At 71.8% G+C, this 21317-nt stretch carries 19 protein-coding genes, 1 pseudogene and 1 riboswitch; of the genes and pseudogenes, 6 read left to right on the top strand and 14 right to left on the bottom strand.

Going from position 1 to position 21317, the window contains the following annotated elements; genetic code table 11:
- Positions 1-55 precede the first annotated feature (55 nt).
- Positions 56-700: pseudogene (locus ABZ646_RS11230) on the top strand (alpha/beta fold hydrolase); the annotation flags it as partial.
- Complete coding sequence (locus ABZ646_RS11235; RefSeq protein ID WP_360516034.1) at positions 693-1262, top strand: hypothetical protein; 570 nt, start codon at positions 693-695, stop codon at positions 1260-1262. The pseudogene ABZ646_RS11230 and the gene ABZ646_RS11235, both read left to right, overlap by 8 nt.
- Before the next feature lie 123 nt (positions 1263-1385).
- On the opposite strand, the gene ABZ646_RS11240 is transcribed toward ABZ646_RS11235, so the two are convergent.
- The 6 genes from ABZ646_RS11240 to ABZ646_RS11265 form a co-directional block, all read right to left on the bottom strand.
- Positions 1386-2132 (bottom strand): endonuclease/exonuclease/phosphatase family protein, encoded by a 747-nt coding sequence (locus ABZ646_RS11240; protein ID WP_360516037.1) that lies wholly within the window; start codon positions 2130-2132, stop codon positions 1386-1388.
- A gap of 160 nt (positions 2133-2292) precedes the next feature.
- Positions 2293-3246: an ROK family glucokinase gene (locus ABZ646_RS11245; protein ID WP_132886312.1), complete on the bottom strand. Its 954-nt coding sequence runs from the start codon at positions 3244-3246 to the stop codon at positions 2293-2295.
- Between the two features lie 120 nt (positions 3247-3366).
- A complete protein-coding gene (locus ABZ646_RS11250; RefSeq protein ID WP_360516041.1) occupies positions 3367-3831 on the bottom strand; it encodes a DUF5304 domain-containing protein in 465 nt (154 codons plus the stop codon).
- 63 nt (positions 3832-3894) lie between these two features.
- The gene (locus tag ABZ646_RS11255; protein ID WP_360516044.1) at positions 3895-5049 is read right to left on the bottom strand and encodes an ArsA-related P-loop ATPase; all 1155 of its coding nucleotides are present in this window, start codon (positions 5047-5049) and stop codon (positions 3895-3897) included.
- Between the two features lie 100 nt (positions 5050-5149).
- Entirely contained in the window at positions 5150-5590 is a 441-nt protein-coding gene (locus tag ABZ646_RS11260; protein WP_360516047.1) for an SRPBCC family protein, read from the bottom strand.
- 123 nt (positions 5591-5713) lie between these two features.
- Positions 5714-6511 carry a metallophosphoesterase gene (locus tag ABZ646_RS11265; protein WP_360516050.1) on the bottom strand — a complete coding sequence of 266 codons (798 nt, stop codon included), beginning with the start codon at positions 6509-6511 and terminating at the stop codon, positions 5714-5716.
- Positions 6512-6826: 315 nt separating this feature from the next.
- On the opposite strand from ABZ646_RS11265, the gene ABZ646_RS11270 reads away from it, so the two are divergent.
- Positions 6827-8623, top strand: coding sequence for an AMP-dependent synthetase/ligase (locus ABZ646_RS11270; protein ID WP_360516053.1), 1797 nt, complete (start codon positions 6827-6829; stop codon positions 8621-8623).
- A gap of 25 nt (positions 8624-8648) precedes the next feature.
- On the opposite strand, the gene ABZ646_RS11275 is transcribed toward ABZ646_RS11270, so the two are convergent.
- A complete protein-coding gene (locus ABZ646_RS11275; RefSeq protein WP_360516091.1) occupies positions 8649-10232 on the bottom strand; it encodes a GMC oxidoreductase in 1584 nt (527 codons plus the stop codon).
- Between the two features lie 127 nt (positions 10233-10359).
- The gene (locus ABZ646_RS11280) at positions 10360-11502 is read right to left on the bottom strand and encodes a glycosyltransferase family 4 protein (RefSeq protein ID WP_360516056.1); all 1143 of its coding nucleotides are present in this window, start codon (positions 11500-11502) and stop codon (positions 10360-10362) included.
- Between the two features lie 118 nt (positions 11503-11620).
- On the opposite strand from ABZ646_RS11280, the gene ABZ646_RS11285 reads away from it, so the two are divergent.
- Positions 11621-12862 (top strand): glycosyltransferase family 87 protein, encoded by a 1242-nt coding sequence (locus ABZ646_RS11285; RefSeq protein WP_360516058.1) that lies wholly within the window; start codon positions 11621-11623, stop codon positions 12860-12862.
- Here the strand turns inward: ABZ646_RS11285 and ABZ646_RS11290 are convergent.
- From ABZ646_RS11290 to ABZ646_RS11310, 5 genes are all read right to left on the bottom strand, one after another.
- Entirely contained in the window at positions 12847-14043 is a 1197-nt protein-coding gene (locus ABZ646_RS11290; RefSeq protein ID WP_360516061.1) for a hypothetical protein, read from the bottom strand. The genes ABZ646_RS11285 and ABZ646_RS11290 overlap by 16 nt on opposite strands.
- A gap of 30 nt (positions 14044-14073) precedes the next feature.
- Entirely contained in the window at positions 14074-15090 is a 1017-nt protein-coding gene (locus tag ABZ646_RS11295; protein WP_360516064.1) for an NlpC/P60 family protein, read from the bottom strand.
- 437 nt (positions 15091-15527) lie between these two features.
- Positions 15528-16562 carry an NlpC/P60 family protein gene (locus tag ABZ646_RS11300; RefSeq protein ID WP_360516067.1) on the bottom strand — a complete coding sequence of 345 codons (1035 nt, stop codon included), beginning with the start codon at positions 16560-16562 and terminating at the stop codon, positions 15528-15530.
- A 210-nt stretch (positions 16563-16772) separates the two neighbouring features.
- On the bottom strand, positions 16773-18116 hold the full coding sequence (locus tag ABZ646_RS11305) for an NYN domain-containing protein (protein ID WP_360516070.1): 1344 nt from the start codon (positions 18114-18116) through the stop codon (positions 16773-16775).
- A 39-nt stretch (positions 18117-18155) separates the two neighbouring features.
- Positions 18156-18395 carry a hypothetical protein gene (locus ABZ646_RS11310; RefSeq protein WP_360516073.1) on the bottom strand — a complete coding sequence of 80 codons (240 nt, stop codon included), beginning with the start codon at positions 18393-18395 and terminating at the stop codon, positions 18156-18158.
- Between the two features lie 153 nt (positions 18396-18548).
- On the opposite strand from ABZ646_RS11310, the gene ABZ646_RS11315 reads away from it, so the two are divergent.
- Entirely contained in the window at positions 18549-19292 is a 744-nt protein-coding gene (locus ABZ646_RS11315; protein WP_360516094.1) for a rhomboid family intramembrane serine protease, read from the top strand.
- Positions 19289-19570, top strand: coding sequence for an Lrp/AsnC ligand binding domain-containing protein (locus ABZ646_RS11320; RefSeq protein WP_133028212.1), 282 nt, complete (start codon positions 19289-19291; stop codon positions 19568-19570). Before ABZ646_RS11315 ends, ABZ646_RS11320 begins: the two co-directional genes overlap by 4 nt.
- Before the next feature lie 40 nt (positions 19571-19610).
- Here the strand turns inward: ABZ646_RS11320 and ABZ646_RS11325 are convergent, their stop codons facing one another.
- Positions 19611-20972: an aminotransferase class V-fold PLP-dependent enzyme gene (locus ABZ646_RS11325; RefSeq protein WP_360516076.1), complete on the bottom strand. Its 1362-nt coding sequence runs from the start codon at positions 20970-20972 to the stop codon at positions 19611-19613.
- Between the two features lie 164 nt (positions 20973-21136).
- Positions 21137-21253, bottom strand: a riboswitch (SAM riboswitch).
- Positions 21254-21317 lie beyond the last annotated feature (64 nt).

A 21317-nucleotide genomic window follows, 5' to 3' on the forward strand; every position in this document is an offset into this window, starting at 1 on the left:
ACCGCCCTTTCGCGTTGAACGCTAAATCTTCCGCTGGATCTTTCTGCTAGATCTTCTGTCCATGCCCCTGTTGCCGGGCCACGGCACGCGCTGGGAGGACATGCAGGTCACCGGCTGGCAGGACTGGTACGCGGAGGTGGACCGCGAGCTGCGGCTGCTGCGCGAGCGCTGCTCCCGGGTGTTCGTGGCGGGCCTGTCGATGGGCGGCACGCTGGCCCTGCGGCTGGCCGCCAGGAACGGGACGGGTGTGGACGGCGTGGTGATCGTCAACCCGGCGAACAAGGTGCACGGCCTGTCCGCGTACGCCCTTCCGGTGGCCCGGCACCTGGTGCGCACGACGCGGGGCATCGCCAGCGACATCGCCAAGCCGGGCGCCGCGGAGGTGGGGTACGACCGGGTGCCGCTGCACTGCGCGCACTCGCTGCGGAACTTCTTCCGTGCGGTGGACGGCGAGTTGCCGCAGGTGACCCAGCCCCTGCTGCTCCTGCGCAGCGTCCGGGACCACGTGGTTCCGGCAGTCGATTCCGCCCGGATCCTGAGCCGGGTGTCGTCCACGGACGTAACGGAGGTCGTGCTGGAACAGAGTTACCACGTGGCGACGTTGGACCACGACGCGGACCGGATCTTCGAGGAGAGCCTCACCTTCATCGGACGGCTCGCACCCAGTGTCGGCAAGGAAGGGACGGCCGCAGTTGGCTGAGCACGACTCCGACCGCGAGGACCGCGAGCCGGACGAGAAGGGAGTGCCCTTCGACGAGGCCGCCGCCTGGGCGGCGATCGTCGCGGGCTACGGCGAGGAACCACCGGATCCGCCGGGTACGACGCCGTTCAAGCCGGTGAAGGACCTGGCACTGCCGCCGATGGAGGAGGACGAGGCCGCGGCCGGTCCGCAGGCCGCTCAGGAGCAGCCCCCGGCGAGACCGCTGGGCAGCTCCGTCTCCTTCGCGCCGGGGGTGGGCCCGCGTGACTACACGGCGCCGGACGCGTCCGAGGACGACTTCGACGAGGACGACGAGGGGCACTTCGTACCGCCGGAACCGCCGCCGCTGCCGACCGCCGACACGACGGCCAGGTTCGCCTGGCTGGGTGTGGTGGGCGGGCCCGTGCTGCTGCTGATCGCGGTGCTGCTGGGCTGGGACATGACCTGGTGGCTGGCGATGCTGGGGATCGGCGGGTTCCTCGGCGGGTTCGTCACGCTGGTGACCCGGATGAAGACGGACGACGACGAGGACGGCGACCCCGGGCGGGGCGCGGTGGTCTGAGCCTCGCCCAAGGGCCTGCCGGGCCCGGGACGCGGGGATGCTGAGGGCGGCCGGGCCGGGAGACGGTCGGTGGCCGCCCTCAGGGCAGTACCTCGTGACGGAACTCCGTACGCCGGTTCCGGTTCAGGTCGCGGGCAGCCGAAGGGCGGCCAGCACGGGCAGGTGATCCGTGGCCGCCCTCAGGTCCCTGCCGGTGATGCCGGGCTGGTTCTCGGGGACGCCGCAGCCGAGCACCTCGATGCCCTTCGTCGCGAAGATCGCGTCGATGCGCTGGTGCGGGTCGGTGGACCAGGAGGTGAACTCGCCGCCCCAGGGGGCAGTGACATGGCAGTCCTGGTAGGCGTCGGCCAGGCGGCGGAAGGTACGGCCGTCGGGCCGGTCGTTGAGGTCTCCGCCCGCGACGGCGTGCTGCACACCGAGGCCGGCGACCCGGTCCAGGAGCATGCCGCCCTGCTCGAAGCGCTCGTCCTGCTGGAGGCTGAGGTGGAAGCTGGTGACGCCGAGGCGGACGCCGCCGAACCGGACGACTGCGGTGGCGAAGCCGCGGCGGTGCAGGCCGGGGGTGAGCGGGAGCAGGACGTCCTCGGTGCGCTCGACGGTGGCGCGCAGGTCGCAGAGGATGGCCGGGCCGGCCGCGGTCGCGCCGCCGGTGAGGATCACCAGGTCGGCGGCGGACGCCAGGCGGGCGAGCTTCTTGCGCCAGCGGAAGAAGCGGGGGGCCTCCTGGACGAGGACCAGGTCGGGGGCGCAGGCCTTGATGACGCGGGCGAGGGCGTCGGTGTCGTCGCGCATCGAGCGGATGTTGTAGCTCAGGACCCGGATGACGGCGGAACCGTCGGGCTCTGTGTGGGAGTTGGGGAGCGACGCCATATTGATCAATGTACGCCCGGAGAGGGGCTGTGCGCCTACCGGGGTGGGGCGCGAGGCGGGTGTGCGACTGCCGGTTGTGTGTGGCCTGTCGCGCCCACGCGGCGGCAGCCGCACATCGAACACAGCCCCGCGCCCCTGAGGGTGGTGCAGCCGGCGGCGTTTACATGATCGGGTCGGGTTCCCGGGCCAGGTCCGCGGCGCCCACCAGGCCCGCCTCGTTGCCCAGTTGGGCTGCGATGACCTCGGCCACCGGGCGCCAGTTGCCGCCCACCAGCCAGCGCTTGTAGGACTTGCGGATGGGGTCGAGGACCAGCTCGCCCTCGTCCGAGAGGCCGCCGCCGACGATGAAGGCCGAGGGGTCGAAGAGGGAGGCCAGGTCGGCGAGACCGGCGCCGGCCCAGCGGGCGAGCTCACGGTAGGAGTCGACGGCTACCGGGTCGCCCTGACGGGCGGCCATGGAGATGTGCTTGCCCTCGATGCCGTCGGGGCTGCCGTCGCCGAGGCCGAGCAGGATCTCGGCGGCCTCGGGGGTGGCGTTGGCGCGCTGCTTGGCGTAGCGGACGAGGGCCCGGCCGGAGGCGTACTGCTCCCAGCAGCCCTGCGAGCCGCAGCCGCACAGCAGCCCGTCCGGAACCATCCGGATGTGCCCGAACTCGGCGGCGACCCCGAAATGCCCGCGGCGCAGCTTGTTGCCGATGATGATGCCGCCGCCGAGGCCGGTGCCGAGGGTGATGCAGATGACGTTGCGGTGGCCCTTGCCGGCGCCGAACTTGTACTCGCCCCAGGCGGCGGCGTTGGCGTCGTTCTCCACGACCACGGGGAGGCCGACGCGGGCCTCGACCTTCTCCTTCAACGGTTCCTGGCGCCAGTCGATGTTGGGCGCGAAGTAGACCGTGGAGCGCTGCCGGTTCACGTAACCGGCGGCTCCGATGCCCACGCCGACGATCTCGTGCCCCGCGCGGGCGCCCTCTACGGCGGAAGCAATGGCGTCCACGATGCCCTCGGGCGTACCCGGGGTCGGCACCTTGTGGGTCGAGAGGATGTTGCCTTCCTCATCGACCACGCCGGCCGCGATCTTCGTGCCGCCGATGTCGACGCCGATGGTGAGTCCCATGAATCCCTCAGTTTCGGTCGAGCCCCGCTACGGCCAACCGTACCCGAGGCCCTGTAGTCGGGTTCCCGTTGTCCGCCCGCCCGGCGGACGGGAGCCCGGCGACAGGGCCTCATGGGGCTTTCAGTCGAGGTCGATGCGCTCGCCCGGGGCGGTGCCCTCGCCCTTGTCCCTGCCGTCGGGGCCGGTCCAGCGGGTCTCCTGGGCCTGGACCGCGGAGCGGTAGGCCGCGAGGAGTTCGCCGCCGGCCGCGGCCAGGTGGTCGAAGACGTCCGGGTTGCGCTCCATGACGGGCTCGACGGCGTTCTTCGCCTGCTGCACGACCTGCCGGACCACCTGCTGGGCGGCGGGCCCGGCAACCGCCCCGAGGAGCGGGGTCCGGAGGCCGGAGAGCCTGTCGGCGACGGCGTCGACGAGCTTGCGCAGCTCCTCGGCGGCCGACCCCGGCGGGGGGCCGTACTGGGTGCGTCGGCGGGCCTTCTCCGCTTCCAGGTCCTCGGCGCAGGCGGTGGCCCAGGCGTCGGCGTCCGTCGCCCGTACCTCGTCCGCGTCCTCGGAGGCGCCGGCTGTGGGCTGCTCTTCGCTCATGACGGACTCCTGACTACGGTTCGTCCCTCCGACGTTACCCGAACGGGCGTACCGGTTTCACCGTCAGCGCGGCCACAGCTCCGGGTCGGGCGTGAAGCGCAGCCGCAGCTCGCCGTCGCGCAGGGCCGCCCCGGCGACCGTGCAGCGGCGCAGCGCGGAGGGCAGCGCCACGATCCGGCGGAAGCCGCCGACGGTGATGACGACCTCGTCGCCGCGCCTGACCAGGTCGAGGTCGTCCCGTATCGCGCCGGGCAGCGGGATGTGCCAGACCAGGACGCCGTCCCCCTCGATGAGGTCGGCGACGGGCCACTCGACCGGGGCGGGCTCCGTGTTGACGCCGGGCACGGCGAGGGTGGCCAGGTCGTCGGTGCCGCGCGGGTCGTGGCCGAGGTGGGCGACGGGCGTGACCGGGAGGGCGTCCGTCCACTCCGCGAGGGCCTTGCGCTGCTGGGCGACGAGTCCGTGCAGGGGGGTGGTCTCGGGCAGCACGCGGTTGGCGACCAGGGTCTCGGTGGGCAGGCCGCGCAGGGCCAGTCCGAGGCGGGCGGCGCGGACGGCGTCGGTGCCCGCCGGGCCGGGCTCGGCGACCAGTCGTACGGCGGTGCGGCGGTCGCCGAGGACGGCCTCGACGGCGGCGAGCTCCACGTCCCAGCGGGCGGCGGTCTCGTAGAGCCAGTCGGCGGGCATGGGGACGCCGGCGAGCCGGCCGAGGACGGGCCGCAGGGCACGGGCGGCCTGCCGCTCCGGTGGCAGCAGGCGGCGCAGGTAGCGGCGGAGTTCCTCGGGGAGGGCGAGCAGGTCGAGGGCGCGCGGGGCGGGCGGCAGGTCGACGACGAGCAGGTCGTAGCGGTCGGAGAGGGCCGCGTCGCGCAGGGCCCTCAGGAGGGACAGCTCCTCGGCGCCGGGGAGGGGGGTGAGTTCTTCGGCGTCCAGGCGGGAGGCGCCGAGCAGGTCGAGGACGTTGGCCGCGCGGGCCTGGAAGGCGGTGAGGTCCTCGCGGAAGCGGGCGGCCGCGTCGGGGCGCCAGGCGGTGAGGGCGGGGGTGACCCGGGTGGGTTCCGGTCCTGTCGCCGTGCCGAGGACCGCGCCGAGGGTGTCCGTGCGGTCGGCGCCGAGTACGAGGGTGCGGGTGCCCTCACCGGCGGCGCGCAGGGCGGTGGCCGCGGCGACCGTCGTACGACCGCTGCCGCCGGGGCCGGTGATCAGGATGGTGCGCATGAGGGTGAACCGTAACTGACGCGCCCTCTCTTGGAGGGCACCGGAGCCGCGGCCGGCGGCACGCATGCCCGCAGCTGTGCGGCTGGCGCCGGCCGAACGACTACTCCCCCGCCTCCACCCGCTTCTTCAACCCCGCCAGCGCGCGGTCGATGATGACCTTCTCGGCCTTGCGCTTGATCATCCCCAGCATCGGGATCTTGACGTCCACGGTCAGCGAGTACGTGACCTCCGTCGCCCCCGCCCCCGCCGGCTTCAGCAGGTAGGACCCGTCCAGCGACCGCAGCATCTGCGACTTCACCAGTGTCCAGGAGACCTCGTTGTCACCGGTCCAGGTGTACCCCAGTGTCTGGTCGTCCTTGATCGCACCCGCGTCCATGACTAGGCGGACCTGCTCGGCCCGACCCCGGGCGTCGGTCTTCAGCACCTCCGCCTCCTTCACCTCACCGGTCCAGTCCGGATACCGGGCGAAGTCGGCGATCACCGCCATGACGTCGGCCGGGGCCGCCTCGATCGTGATGCTCGAGCTGGTGTGTTCCGCCATCGCCGTGGCTCCTCCGGATGCGGGCCGCTGTGAAGAGGTCGCTGAACGCGCGTGCGCACGCGTGTGCAGCGTGAAGGCTACCGCGCGGCCGACCAGCCGACTTCACCCCCATGTCCGGGGCTGTCACCATTCCAGCGCCCAGGGCCGCCCCGCACTGGCGAAGTGCCCGACGTTCACGCACTCGGTGGTCCCGATCCGCATGCGTTTCACCAGCGGCTGGTGGACATGTCCGAAGAGGGAGTAGCGCGGCCGGGTGCGCCGGATGGCGTCCAGCAGCGCGCGGCTGCCCCGTTCGAAGCGGCGCGCCACGGTGTCGTAGACCAGCTCGGGCACCTCCGGCGGGATGTGCGTGCAGAGCACGTCGACCTCGCCGACCGCCTCGATCTTCGCCGCGTACTCCTCGTCGGAGATCTCGTAGGGGGTGCGCATCGGGGTGCGCAGGCCGCCGCCCACGAAGCCGAACACCCGCCCGCCGATCTCCACCCGCTGCCCGTCCAGGACCGTCGTGCCCGGCCCCGCGTACTCCGGCCACAGCTGCGGCATGTCGACGTTGCCGTAGGTCGCGTACGTCGGGGTCGGGAACGCCGCGAACATCTCGGCGTACTGCTTGCGCACCGCCTTCTCGATGGCGGTCGCGCGGTCCATGGCGATCCCGCCCCACAGCCGGGCACCGAGTTCCCGGGCCTCCTCGAAGCGGCGGGCGGTGCGCAGTTCGACCAGACGGTCGGCGTTCTCGACGCCGAACAGGTCGGGGAAGATGCCGCGGGAGTGGTCGGCGTAGTCGAGGAAGAGGACCAGGTCGCCGAGACAGATCAGGGCGTCGGCACCGTCGCCGGCCAGGGCCAGGTCACGGGCGTTGCCGTGCACGTCGCTGACCACGTGGACGCGGGTCCTTCGGGTGCCGGGGGGTGTGGCTGCCATGGTGATCAAGCGTAGGCCTGTGCGGCAAACGTGAACAGGCGATGGGCGGGCCTGCGGTTACTGGTCAGTCACTACAGCGGTGGACTACCGTACGCGAAGGAACACCAACCTGTGTGACGCAGCGAACATCTCGCCGGGACCCCCTGTCGAAGAAGCCATACCGGCGGGTAACGTCCGGGCAGTCCAGTCGTGCTCAGGATTTCAACCAACGGATCTTCGGCCCGCGGCGAAGCCCTGAGTACCTGCCCGAGCCGTGGACCGCACCGTCGCATCGCACAACGTCGTGGCGCCGGCGCCCTATGAGGAGCAGCAGTCTTGCGCGAGTTCAGCCTTCCGGCTTTGTACGAGGTCCCCGCGGACGGAAATCTGACCGACATCGTCCGCAGAAACGCCGCGCAGCATCCGAACGTCGCCGTGATGGCCCGCAAGGTCGGCGGCGTCTGGCAGGACGTCACCGCCACCGCCTTCCTCTCGGAGGTGCACGCGGCCGCCAAGGGTCTCATCGCCGCCGGGATCCAGCCCGGCGACCGGGTCGGCCTGATGTCCCGCACCCGCTACGAGTGGACGCTCCTCGACTTCGCGATCTGGTGCGCCGGCGGGGTCACCGTGCCGGTGTACGAGACCAGCTCGCCGGAGCAGGTGCAGTGGATCCTCAGCGACTCCGGGGCCACCGCCTGCATCGTGGAGCTCGACAGCCACACGGCCACCGTGGAGTCGGTGCGCGAGACGCTGCCCGCGCTCAAGCACGTCTGGGGGATCGAGGCCGGCGCCCTGGAGGAGCTGGGCAGGCTCGGCCAGGGCGTCACCGACGCGACCGTCGAGGAGCGCAGCTCACAGGCGAAGGCGGACGACCCGGCGACCATCGTCTACACGAGCGGTACGACCGGACGCCCCAAGGGCTGTGTCCTCACCCACCGCAGCTTCTTCGCGGAGTGCGGGAACATCGTGGAGCGGCTGCGCCCGCTGTTCCGCACCGGCGAGTGTTCCGTCCTGCTCTTCCTTCCGCTCGCGCACGTCTTCGGCCGCCTCGTGCAGATCGCCCCGATGATGGCGCCGATCAAGCTGGGCTGCGTCCCGGACATCAAGAACCTCACCGACGAGCTGGCCTCCTTCCGGCCGACGCTGGTCCTCGGCGTCCCGCGGGTCTTCGAGAAGGTGTACAACTCGGCGCGCGCCAAGGCGCAGGCGGACGGCAAGGGCAAGATCTTCGACAAGGCCGCGGACACCGCGATCGCGTACAGCAAGGCCCTGGACACGCCATCCGGCCCGTCTCTCGGTCTGAAGATCAAGCACCGGACCTTCGACAAGCTCGTCTACAGCAAGCTGCGCGCGGTGCTCGGCGGCAAGGGCGAATACGCGATTTCCGGCGGCGCCCCGCTCGGTGAGCGCCTCGGTCACTTCTTCCGCGGCATCGGCTTCACGGTCCTGGAGGGCTACGGCCTGACCGAGTCCTGCGCGGCGACCGCGTTCAACCCCTGGGACCGGCAGAAGATCGGCACGGTCGGTCAGCCGCTGCCCGGTTCGGTGGTCCGGATCGCGGACGACGGCGAGGTGCTGCTGCACGGCGAGCACCTGTTCAAGGGCTACTGGAACAACGAGGCCGCGACCGCCGAGGCGCTGGCCGACGGCTGGTTCCACACCGGGGACATCGGCACCCTGGACGAGGACGGCTACCTCAGGATCACCGGCCGCAAGAAGGAGATCATCGTCACCGCGGGCGGCAAGAACGTCGCCCCGGCCGTGATCGAGGACCGGATCCGCGCGCACGCGCTGGTCGCGGAGTGCATGGTGGTGGGCGACGGGCGGCCGTTCGTGGGCGCGCTGGTCACCATCGACGAGGAGTTCCTGGGCCGCTGGGCGGCCGAACACGGAAAGCCGGCGGGTGCCACCGCGGCGTCGCTGCGTGACGACCCGGATCTGAACGCTGCGATCCAGGCCGCGGTCGACGACGGCAACGCCGCGGTGTCGAAGGCGGAATCGGTGCGGAAGTTCCGCATTCTGTCCTCCCAGTTCTCGGAGGAGTCGGGCCACCTGACGCCGTCCCTGAAGCTCAAGCGCAACGTGGTGGCGAAGGACTACGCGAACGAGATCGAGGCCATCTACCAGAAGTAGGACGGCACGTGCGGCTCGGCGGGTGTCAGAAGTCCGCGGCGAGGACCCGTTCCATCGTGCGCTCGGCGAGCGCGGTGATGGTCACGAACGGGTTCACGCCGATGTTCCCGGGGACCAGTGAGCCGTCCGTGACGTACAGCTTCGAATAGCCCTTCACACGGCCGTAGTCGTCGGTCGCCTGCCCGAGGACGCAGCCGCCCAGCGGGTGGTAGCAGAAGTCGTCCGCGAACACCTTGCTCGACGAGCCGAACAGGTCGTACCGGTAGATCGTGGCGTTGGCCGCGTTGATCCGGTCGAACAGCTTCTTGGCCATGGCGACCGAGACCGCGCTCTGGGCGGCGGTCCAGCCCAGCTTCACCGCGTCGCTCGCGGAGTCGTAGGTGAAGGACGCCCGTTGCGGGTTCTTGGTGATCGCCAGGTACAGGCTCACCCAGGTCTCGAACCCGATGGGCAGCGGGGCGATCTCCGCGAAGACCGGGTTGTCGGTGTTGGCCCAGTCGTCGATGCCCATCACCGGCATGGTCGACTGGTTGGCGCCGGTGGTGTCCCAGACGTGGTTGGCGCGCCCGAGCATGGTGTTGCCGTTGGTGCTCCAGCCGCCGCCCACACTGGAGTTGAGCGCGGGCAGCGTCCCGGTGTCCCTGGCCCGCACGAGCAGCTCGGTGGTGCCGAGGCTCCCGCCGCCGAGGAACAGGTAGGTACAGCTGTACTGCTTGCTCTCGACCACGGCTCCGGTGCTGTCGATCCGGTCGACGCCCAGCACGTACGACCCGTCGCTCGCCCGCGTGACCGACCTGACCTTCTCCATGGTGTGGATGGTCAGGTTGCCGGTGCCGAGGGCGGCGGCGAGGTAGGTCTTGTCGAGGCTCTTCTTGCCGTGGTTGTTGCCGTAGATGACCTCCTGGGCGAGCGCGGACTTCGGGACGGTGCCGGCGGCCTCCTGCGCCATGTACCCGAAGTCGTAGACGTTCGGTACGAAGGTGGTGGTGAGCCCGGTGTTGGCGGCCGCCTTCCGGGAGGTCCGGGCGAACTGGTACCACTCGGTCGACTCGAACCAGGTGGGGTCGACGGAGTTCACGCCGAGCATGGTGCGGGCGCGCGGGTAGTACGTGTTGTACATCGCGCTCGCGTCCACCGTCGGGAACTGCTCGGTGAAGTACGACTGGCGGGGCGTGACCGCCATCCCGCCGTTGACCAGGGACCCGCCGCCGACGCCCCGTCCCACGTACACGGACATGTTGTCGTAGTGCACCCGGTCCAGGACACCGGGATAGGCGGTGATGTCCTTGTTGACGACGTCCAGCCAGAGGAACGTGGCGAGCGGTGCCTCGGTGCGGGTCTTGAACCACATGGACCGCTTGTCCGGGGCGGCGGTGGAGCAGAAGATCTTTCCGTCGGAGCCCGCCGTGTTCCACAGCTGCCCCATCTCGATCATGAGGGTCCGCACCCCGGCCTGCCCGAGCCGGAGCGCGGCCACGGCCCCGCCGTAGCCCGAACCGACCACGATGGCGGGTGCGTTGTCGACGGCGGCGGCCTCCTCCGCGGCCTGCGCCGACTGGAGCTGGACCCGGGTGAGACCGGCCGCGGCGGCGGTCTGGAGGGCGATCATGCCCAGGATGTGACGTCTCGTCAGCTGACGCTGCATCAGTTTTGCTGTCATGTGCGCAGCATGTGCGGATTTTCCGCTTCCGCCTAGGGGCCCCGCACCCTTTGCCGCGAGCCCTTGGAACAGACTTTTACAACAGCTCCTTCAGCCTCTCCGCGAGGAGATCCCACCGCCACCTCTCCTCGACCCACTGCCGCCCCCGCTCCCCCATCCGCCGCCGCAACTCGGCGTCTCCCAGCAGCACCACAATGCGCTCGGCGGCCTCCTCCACGACCCCGCCCCGCACCACCCACCCGGTCTCCCCGTCGAGCACCGCGTCCGGCGCGCCCCCGGAGTCCCCGGCCACCACCGGCAGCCCGGTCGCCGAGGCCTCCAGGTACACGATCCCGAGCCCCTCCACGTCCAGCCCGCCCCGCCGGGTCCGGCACGGCATCGCGAACACGTCACCCGCCCCGAAGTGCGCCGGCAGCTCGGCCCACGGCACGGCCCCCGTGAACCGCACCGCCGCCTCGACGCCGGTCTCCCGGGCCAGCCGCCGCAGGTCGCCCTCGTAGGGGCCGCCCCCGACGATCAGCAGCACCGCGTCCGGCTCGGCGGCCAGGATCCGGGGCATCGCGCGGATCAGCGTGTCCTGCCCCTTGCGCGGCACCAGCCGCGAGACGCACACCACCACCGGCCGGTCGGTCAGTCCCAGCCGCGCCCGCACCTCGGCGCCCCCGGACCCGGGATGGAAGGTCTTCTCGTCCACGCCCGGCGGCAGCTGCACCATCCGCCCCGCCGCCCGCGCACTGAGCGCGGTCGCGATCCGGGACCGCGTGTACTCGCCCAGATAGGTGATCGTGTCGGTCGTCTCGCCGATCCGCCCGAGCAGTTGCCGCGCGGCGGGCAGCTGGGCCCAGCCGGCCTCGTGCCCGTGCGTGGTGGCCACCAGCCGCTCGGCGCCCGCCCGGCGCAGCGCCGGCGCCATCAGACCGAGCGGAGCCGCCGCCCCGAACCACACGGACGTGCACCCGTGCTCCCGGAGCAGCCCGACCGCCGTCCGGGTCGCCCGGGGCGTCGGCAGCAGCATCGTCGTACGATCGCGTACGACGGTGAAGGGCTGCTCCGCGTCGAACGCGGCGGTGGCCAGGGCGCCCTCCCGGCTCCGCTTCCACGTGGACGCGTAGACGACGAGCCGCTCGGGGTCCAGCCGCAGGGCCATGTTGTGCAGGAAGGCCTGGATCCCGCCCGGCCGGGGCGGGAAGTCGTTCGTCACGATGAGGGTCTTGTGCATCGCCGCAGACCTTACCCGCACGGGGTGTCCGGCCATGCTTCATGGCTCCCGCACAGGCCCGCGGGAGATCATGTGGCCCACTCCACTCGACACGGCACGCCGACGGACAGGGGCTCAGGTGGACAGGACGGGCGTGAAGCGTGCCCTGGCGTCGCTGCTCGGCGTCTGGGGGGGCACCCGGCTGGTGCTGCTGCTGTTCGTCCTCAAGGTGTTCGTCCTCCCCGGCGCGGACGTCACCACCGACGTGTCCGTGATCTACCAGGGCTGGTACGAGGTCCTGCGGCACGGGACGTTCCCGCTGGACGACGTCACCTGGCAGTACCCGCCGGCCGCCGCCCTGGCGGTCCTCTCCCCCGGCCTCCTGCCCTTCCTGCCCTACCCGACCGCCTTCTTCGTGCTGGCCCTCCTCGCCGACCTGGTGGTGCTGTCCCTGCTCCTCTACGCGGGCCCGCGCCCCGGCCGTACGTTGCGCGGCGCCTGGGTCTGGGTGCTCGGCGTGCCGCTCCTCGGCCCGACCGTGTACTCCCGCTACGACCTGATGGTCACCGCCGTCGCGGTGGCCGCGCTGCTCGCCGGGGCCCGGCATCCCCGGATCATGGGCGCGCTGGCCGGGTTCGGCGCGATGGTCAAGGTGTGGCCGGCGCTGCTCCTGGTGGGTGCCGTACGGCGGCGGGCCTGGGCGTGGGCGGCGCTCACGGCGGGCGCGGTCGGAGCGCTGTTCGCGGTGGCCATGCCGGGCGCGTTCGCGTTCCTGACCTTCCAGCGGGACCGGGGCACCGAGGTGGAGTCGCTGGGCGGGCTGGTCTTCCACGTCGCCCGCCACTTCGGCTGGCACGGCGAGGTGCTGCTCAACTACGGCTCGATCGAATTCCTCGGCCCGCACGTGCGGGCGGTGAGTTCGGCGGCCCTGCTGCTCACCGTGCTCGCCTTCGGCTGGCTGCTGCTGTGGCGGCTGTCGGCGGCCCGTTTCCGCTCCCACACGCTCGCGGACGCCGCGTTCACCGCCGTCCTGATGTTCACGGTCACCAGCCGGGTGATCAGCCCGCAGTACCTGGTGTGGCTGGTGGGCCTGGCCGCCGTCTGCCTGTGCTTCCGGGCCGGCCGGATGACCGTGCCGGCGGTGCTGGTCCTGCTCGCGGCCTTCGTGACGGTCCTGGAGTTCCCGATCGGGTTCTCGCACGTCGTCGTGAGCGACTGGTACGGCGTCACCCTGCTGCTCCTGCGCAACGGCCTGCTGGTCGCGGCGACCGTCACGGCGGCGCGCGTGCTGTGGCGCTCCACCGCGACCGAGGTCCCGTCCGCGCCCGTGCCCGTCCGGCGGGGCGCCGCGCCGGAGAAGCTCACTCAGTCGCCGAGCTGAGCCGTCAGGTAGGCGCGCCAGCGTGCGGTGAAGGCCGGCAGGGTGGTGCCGAGCTCCTTGTGCAGGGCGTCCTCCACCGCGCCCGTGCGTGCCGGGTGGTCGCCGACGGCCCGGTAGAAGGCGCCGAGCCGCTCCTCGCCCCAGTGCGCGGCGATCATCCGGCAGGCCAGCCAGCCGCCCTCGTAGGCCTGGGCCAGCTTGGTGGGGTCGTCGGTGAAGCCGAAGTCCTTGTCCACCGGGAGGTCCGCCGGTACCTGCCCGGACCGGACGGCGCGGGCGAGTTCCGGGGCGGCCTCGGTGGGGGTGCGGCCGGTGTCGAGGTAGCCGATCCAGTCGGCGTAGCCCTCCGAGAGCCAGAGCGGGGTGGCGGACGTGGTGTGGGCGCGGGTGGCGACATGGGTGGTCTCGTGGGTGAGGACCACCTGCTTGCCGACCGGGGCGAGGACGGCGTACGCCTCCGGGTTGAGGATGACCCGGTCCGCCGGGGTCCGCCCGGAGCCTCCCGCCTCGCCGGTGGTGACGGCGGCGATGCCCCGGTAGTTGGCGGCGGGCGCGCCGAGCAGGGCCGCCATGCCGTTCAGCGACCCGGGCACGAGCAGGACCACCCGCCGGGTCCAGTCCGCGCCCCAGGCCTTGGTGACCTCCGGGACGGCGGTGTCGGCGAGGCGGGCGTAGCCGCGCAGCGCGGTCTCGGACTGACCGACGCCGAGGACCAGGCTGTGGGTGCCCCGGGCGGTGCGTACCGTGCCCTGGTCCCACAGTTGCTGACCGGTCTCCTCGGCGGGCCGGTCACCGGCGACGTACCACCGGCCGTCGGCGGTGCGGTCCAGGGTGAGCGTACGGGCGGTGGTGACCGGCACCGTGTCGTACCCCCGGATCCGGAAGCTGAGCTGGGCGTCGGCGGTGGCCCCGGCGCCGTCCCGGTGCACGGCGGTCACCCGGTAGCCCCACTGCGCGAGCGGTACGGCCCGCAGGTTCGCGTACGAGCCGACGGTGCCCGTCTCGCCGTACGCCCGCTCGTCGTGGCCGAGGACGGCGGCCGCGCGCCGGTCCAGGACCCGCTGCACCTGTACCGTCGCCGTCCCGGCCGACGGCTGTCCGCCACCGCATCCGGCCAGCGGCACGAGCAGCAGAGACAGTCCCACCGCCCCTGAGCGCCACGCCCGCCTACGACCAGCCATTTTCCGATCGTACGGGGCGGGGCGCGGAATTCAGGGCCGGGTGACGGAGGAGACCGGCATCATCCCGACCGGGTCGTAGCGGACCGGGGCGCCGGGGTAGGGGGCGTGGATGACCTGGCCGTTGCCGACGTACATCGCCACATGGCTGGCGTCGGAGCGGTAGACGACCAGGTCACCGGGTTGCGCCTGGGAGAGCGGGACCTGGCGGCCGGCGTGGCGCTGCTCCTGGGAGGTGCGCGGCAGGTGGATCCCGGCCTGCGCGTACGACCACTGCATCAGGCCCGAGCAGTCGAAACCGGAGGGGCCGCTGGCGCCCCAGACGTAGGGCTTGCCGAGGGCGGAGCGGGCGGCGGCGATCGCGGCGGCCGCACGGGCGTCCGGGGGGACCGCGCCGGTCAGGTCGGGCAGGTCGGCGCGGGCGTCACCGCGGGAGGCGTGCTCGAAGGCGGCCCGGTCCTCGCCGGGCAGCGCGTTGAGCAGGGTGCGGGCCTGGGCGAGCTTGCGCTCCACGACGGACTTGTGGGAGGCGACCGCGCGGCGGCTGCGCTCCAGTTCGGCGAGTTTCCCGGCGGCCTGAGCGCGCTCCTGGGCGAGTTCGCGCATCGCCGACTGGAGCTCGCCGAGCTGCCCGGCCCGGCGGACGTCGATCCGGTCGAGGAGGGACGCCCGGTCGAGGTACTCCTCGGGGTCGTCGGAGAACAGCAGGGCCACGGTGGGGTCGATGCCCCCGGAGCGGTACTGGGCGCCGGCCAGCGAACCGAGCGCCTCCCGCATGGTGTTGATGCGCTGCTGCTGGCGGGCGATCCGGTCCTGGGAGTCGTTCACCTCCCGGCGCAGCGCGCCGGCCTGTTCGGCGGCCTTGTCGTAGGCCTGGGTCGCCTCCTCGGCCTGCTGGTACAGACGGTCCACCTCGGCCCGGGTGTCGGTCCGCGGTGCGGCGCTCGCGGGTACCGCGCCGAGGGCGGCGGCCGCGGCCGACAGCGCACAGAGGGCGGCACCGGCGCCCCGGTTGAACCCGGACGGTGCGAGACGGCGATGAGACCCCAAGGGAGCCCGCACTCCTTCCGATCGTCGGAGGCCGACGGTCTTCCCCGGTTCCGGGGGGAACGCGCCGGCACTGACGCCCTCCCCCGCCCGGGCGGGCGGGGAATTCCGGTCCGTGCCGCTCGGCGGCACCACCGCGGGTTCCTGCTTCACGGGCCCGCGGCCCCACCCTCGCGGGTCGGTCTCGCGCAGCCTCCACAGGCCTGACATTCCGCCCGTCCGGCGGTAGGTCCGACGATTTCCGTCTTCGGACGCGGCGATGCTAGCCGCGCCGGGACACCACGGCCAAAGACCCGCCACGGGGCACAACGAGAAGCCCCGCCTCTGACGCAGGTCAGGGCGGGGCGGGGGTCACATCACGCTGACAGGATTCGCCCGTTCGGGCGCCGCAGCGAGTTGATCTTCGGCCGTACGGGTGTCGCGATGACCGGATGGGGTGGTCAGATCCGGACGCCGAACTCGAAGGTCATGTCGCTCATCGCCTCGTAGCGGACGACGGCACCCGTGTGCGGGGCGTGCAGCACCTGGCCGTTGCCCGCGTACAGACCGACGTGGTGGTAGTCGCCGAAGAAGATGACCAGGTCGCCGACCTTGAGGTCGCTCTGGCTGTAGATGCGGGTGCCGGCGTTGGCCTGCGCCTCGGAGGTGCGCGGGATGGTGACGCCGGCCTGGGCGTAGGCCCAGGAGGTCAGGCCCGAGCAGTCGAAGGAGGACGGGCCGGACGCGCCGTAGACGTAGGGCGAGCCGATCACGGACTGGGCGGCGGCGAAGGCGGCGGCGGCCCGGCCGGAGGCGGAGCCGGTGTTGCCGAGGTCCACCCGGGTGGTGGCTCGGCTGGCGGCCTGCGCCTGCTCCTTGTCGAGCGCGGCCTTCTCCTTGGCCGTCAGGGTGTTGAGCAGCTTCTGCGCGTCGGCGAGCTTGCCCTGGACGGCCGTCTTCTGCTTGGCCAGCTCGGCGCGGGTGGCGGAGAGGTCCTTGAGCTTGTCCGAGGCCTCCGCCCGCTCCTGGGCGAGTTCGCGCTGTTTGTCCTGGATCTTCTTCAGGGCCTCGACCTGCTGACTGCTCAACTGGTCGAGCGTGGAGGCCTTGTCGAGGTAGTCGTCCGGGTTCGACGAGAGGAAGAGCTGGACGGAGGGGTCTATGCCGCCGGAGCGGTACTGCGCGGTGGCCAGCGAACCGAGGCTGTCCCGCAGCTTGTTGAGATCCTCCTGGCCACGAGCCACGTTGTCCTGGATCGTGGAGATCTCCTTCTGCAGCTTCTGCTGCTTGTCCTTGGCGCCGTCCAGCTTCTCGGTGGCCTGCTCGGCCTCCTCGTACAGCTTGTCGACCTTCGCCTTGACCTCGTCCTTGCTCAGCTTCCCGCTGGGCGCCGCGTTGGCGGCGTTGGCACTGAGGACTACGGCCGCCGCGGCTGCGGTGGTGAGCACGGTCACGCGTGCACGGCTCGGCTGCTTGGGTCGACGATGGGACGCCACGGAGACGGGCTCCTTCGTTTGAGTGATCACCCGTGTGGAGGTTCGAGCCCAGACCCTAGTGACCCTCCTGTGATCAGTTCAAACCCAGGAGCCAAAAATCTGGTCACGCAACGCACTCTTTGCACATAACTAACCTGCCGTGATGCCCGATTGACACTACGTTGCGTGACGGTTCGGTCAATTCGGGCATTGAATATGCATGTTGAACTTTCAGGACAGTCGCTTCAGAAGCATCGCAGAAGCCACCGGCCGGGCACCCGCCTTCGCCACCCCGTCGGCGACCTCGCGGTCGGTCGAGGCGACGATCACCGGGCGGCCCGGCGGCTCGGCGCGCACCAGCTGGCGGATCAGCTCGTCCGCGGTGACACCGGGCTTCGAGAAGAGCACCCGGACCCCGCGCGGCGGGGCGAGCAGCACCGGCGCGGCCAGTTCGGCGCCGTCGAAGACACAGGTGACCTCGGCGCCGGTCTGCGCGGCGAGCTGGGAGAGCTGGCCGAGCAGCCGCAGCCGCTGCTTCTCCAGCGGCATCTGCGGATAACCGGTCTTGGTGACGTTGTAGCCGTCGACGACCAGGTGCGCCTGCGGCAGGGCGAGCAACTGGTTGAGAATGGCCGGGTCGTGCTCGGACAGGGCGCGCGCCGCGATGTCCTTCGGGGTCATCCGGCCCGGTTCGACCGCGTCCACCGTCTCGGCGGGGCGCACCGACACCGGTGGCAGCGCCAGTTCGCGGCGCAGACCCTGGGCCGCCTCCAGCACGGTGTCGAGCAGCAGCCGCACTCTCATGTCCTCGACGCTGCGCCCCTCACGGGCGGCCCGGCGGCTCGCCTCCAGGGCGGCCTCGACCTCGCCGAGCCGCGCCTTGAGCCGCCGGCTCTCGCTCTCGGCGACGGACACCTGGCTCTGCCCCTCGGCCCGCACCGTCTCCAGCTCGCCCTGCACCTTGCGCAGGGCGGCCTCGCCGCGCCTGACGTCGCTGACGGCCGCGCGCAGCTTGCGGTGAAGCGATTCGGCTTCCTTCTTCGCCGCGTCCAGTTCGGCACGCAGCCGGTCCGTCTCGGTACGCGTCAGCTCCCGGGCCCGGTCCAGGTCCTCGCGCAGCCGCTCCAGCTCGGCCCGGCTCTCCTCGCCGGCCCGCTCGGCGTCCGCCCGCTGGGCCTCCTCGCCTGCCGCCGTCACGAGCTTCACCCAGTCGGTCGGGCGCAGTACGTAGGCCGCGGCCGCCACATCGAGCGGGTCCGCGGCCGGGGGCGGGGAGCCGGAGTCCAGGGCGCCGGCCAGTTCCGGCTGGGCCTCTCTCAGCTTCTCCCCGATCCGCTGCCGGAAGAGGGGGTCCGTCTCCAGCGCGGCCGCCATGGCGTTGCCGGCGAACTTGGCCCGGCGATTGGGAGCGAACCGGGCATACTGCCGCAGCTGCGCGGGCAGTTCGCCGACGGTCAGTCCGCCGAACCCGTCCGAGACGATCTGCACGACACGCCGTCGCACGCCGTCGGGCAACGGACGGTCAAGCACCTCGGCGGTGCCGTCGCCCGGCCCCCCGCCTGTGGTCTCCACCATCCGTCACACCCCATCACCTGTGCGGTGCCGCTCCCGGTCTCAGGAGTCGGCGCCCGGCCTGTCCACGAGTTCCACCTGGTCCACCGCGTTGCACCAGCGGCAGCGCACCGACTCGATGGTCTCACTGACCACCTCGCGCTCCTCGACGCTGGGCTCACCGGCCAGGTCCAGGTGCACGTACTCGACGACCTTCGACGAGCGGGTCACGTCGAAGCGCGTGAGATTGCCGCAGAGGGTGCAGCGCCACCGCGTGGAGGCGGTCGGCAGGGGAACCGTCATCGTGGCTTGTTCGCTTCCTTCTAGTGTCCGTGACGCGCCGTCCCGACGCGTGTGGCTCGTAACCCTACGGCCTGGCGGGTACCGGACGCCGCCCTGTCCACGGCGGCGAGGCGATCTGCGTGGTTGCGTCCCGTTACGCCATGCTCTATGTCCATGATCGGCAACTGGAACACGACGGCCGCCCGGACCCTGCGGGGCCTGCGGGGGACATCCGCGCCCATGACGTACGCCCTGATCGCCGTGTGCTGCCTGATCTTCGTTCTCGGGCCCGCCTCCGGCCTCACCACCTCCTACGGCACCGGGGAGGCCCTTGCGGCGGCGCAGCGGGCGTACTTCCGGGGGTGGGGGGTGGTTCCGGCCGATCTGTTCGACGGTCCGGTCGGCGAGGTGCTCACCCCGGCCACGGCACTGTTCATCCACGGCAGCTGGGTGCACCTGCTCGGCAACATGCTCTTCCTCTTCGTCTTCGGGGCGATGACCGAGGAACGGATGGGCCGGGTGGAGTTCACCCTCTTCTACCTCGGCTGCGGCTACCTCGCGCTGCTCGGCTACGCGGCGGCCAACGCCTCGTCCCAGCAGTCCCTGGTGGGGGCGTCCGGGGCGATCTCGGCGGTCCTCGGGGCATTCCTCTACCTGTTCCCCAGCGCCCGCGTGACCAGTCTCCTGCCCTTCCTCTTCTTCCTGCCGCTGCGGTTCCCGGCCTGGGTGGTGCTGCCGTTCTGGGCCGCCCTGCAGTGGCTGGCGCTGGACCGGGCCCCCTCCGGCCCCGGCGTGGCCTACCTCGCCCACCTGGTCGGCTTCGGCCTCGGCTTCGGCTACGCCTGGGTGAGGTATCGCCGTACGACTAAAGTGAGGACCGCCCCAGCTCCGGCTCCCGAGGGAGAGAACCAGCCGTGATCACCGCGATCGTCCTCATCAAGACCAGCGTGGACCGGATCCCCGAGATCGCGGAACAGATCGCCGCGCTGGAGAGCGTCAGCGAGGTCTTCTCCGTCACCGGTACGTACGACCTGATCGCCATGGTCCGGGTGCAGCAGCACGAGGACCTGGCCGAGGTCATCCCGGGCCGGATCAGCAAGATCCAGGGCGTGGAGGCCACGGACACGCACGTCGCGTTCCGCACGTATTCGCAGCACGACCTGGAGGCGGCGTTCGCGATCGGCCTGGACAGCTAGCAGGCGCCGCCGGCTGCGACGCGCCCCGTAGGGGCGCTGATCACACCGCCGGGACGCAGCGGCCGTCCTCCGTGCGGTAGGTCCACTGGGCGCCGTCGGTGACCAGTCGCTTCACGGCGTTCACGAAGCGCTCGACGTGCTCGTCCGGCGTTCCCGCGCCGAAGCTCACCCGGATCGCGTTCAGCGACTTCTCGCCCGGTGCCGCCTCCGGTGCCCCGCACTCGCCCTGGGTCTGGGGATCGGAACCCAGCAGGGTCCTGACCAGGGGGTGGGCGCAGAAGAGGCCGTCGCGGACGCCGATGCCGTACTCGGCGGAGAGGGCGGCGGCGAAGTGGGAGCTGTTCCAGCCCTCCACCACGAAACTGATCACGCCGACGCGCGGGGCGTCGTCGCCGAAGAGGGAGAGCACCCTGACCTCGGGCACCTCGGCGAGGCCCGCGCGGACCTCGGCGATCAGGTGCTGTTCGCGGGCGACCAGGGTGTCCCAGCCCGCCTCGGTCAGAGCCCTGCAGGCGGAGGCGATGGAGTAGGCGCCGATGACGTTGGGCGACCCCGCCTCGTGCCGCGCGGCGCTCTCGTGCCACTGCACGGCCACCGACCCGTCCTCGTGCCGGGTCACCTTGCGGCTGGCGCCGCCGCCCGCGAGGTACGGCTCGGCGGTCCGGAGCCAGTCGGCGCGGCCGGCCAGGACGCCCGAGCCGAAGGGGGCGTACAGCTTGTGGCCGGAGAAGGCGACCCAGTCGACGTCGAGGTCGCGGACCGAGACCGGGTGGTGCGGGGCGAGCTGGGCGGCGTCCAGGACGATCCGGGCGCCGTGCGCGTGCGCGGCGGCGGCCAGCTCGCGCACCGGCCACAGTTCGCCCGTGACGTTGGAGGCGCCGGTGACGCAGACCAGGGCCGGGCCGTACGGGTCACGGTCGGCGAGCGCCTGCTCCAGGGTGGCCACGGCCTGCTGCGGGGTGCGGGGGGCGTCGAGGTAGCTGACCCGGGCGTCCCGCCAGGGCAGCAGGGAGGCGTGGTGCTCGGTCTCGAAGACGAAGACCTGGCAGTCGGCGGGGAGGGCACGGGCCAGGAGGTTCAGGGAGTCCGTGGTCGAGCGGGTGAAGACCAGCTGGTCGTCGGGGCGGCAGTCGAGGAACTCGGCGACGGTCTTCCGGGCGTTCTCGAAGAGGTCCGTGGACAGCTGGGAGAGGTATCCGGCGCCGCGGTGGACGCTGCCGTAGTAGGGCGCGTACGCCGCCACGTCGTCCCAGACCCGCTGGAGGGCGGGGGCGCTGGCCGCGTAGTCGAGCGCGGCGTAACCGACCTCGCCGCCGGTGACGAGCGGAACGGTGACGTCCCGTCCCAGAACGGACAACGGGGCACAAACGGTACGGGCGGAGGCAGTGGTGGAGACAGACATGGGTGAACTCCCGTGAGCGCAGCTGGAATCCGCCGTGCGAGCGGACGCGCTCGAGCGACGGCAGGAAGGAAGAAAGGGGGATGCGGAGGCGGGGCTCTGCGGCCCTATCGCATTCGCTTGCTCACGGAAGGCTCCTCGACGACCAGGACCCCTGGTGTACGAGGGGTCCGCGCTTGCCGTGGACCTCGCTGCCCACGGCCTGGTCCTCACCCGGGGCACCCCGCCACGGACGGAGGGTTGCCGGACAGTCGGCCGGGGCCTCATGACTGTCACTCATGACCTGGGAAAAACGTAGGTGAACTGATCGCGGACGCGCAACTCCTGTCCGGATGACGGGACGGAGCG

Origin of the sequence: Streptomyces sp. NPDC007162, from assembly GCF_040634175.1 — a bacterium.
Lineage (GTDB): Bacteria > Actinomycetota > Actinomycetes > Streptomycetales > Streptomycetaceae > Streptomyces.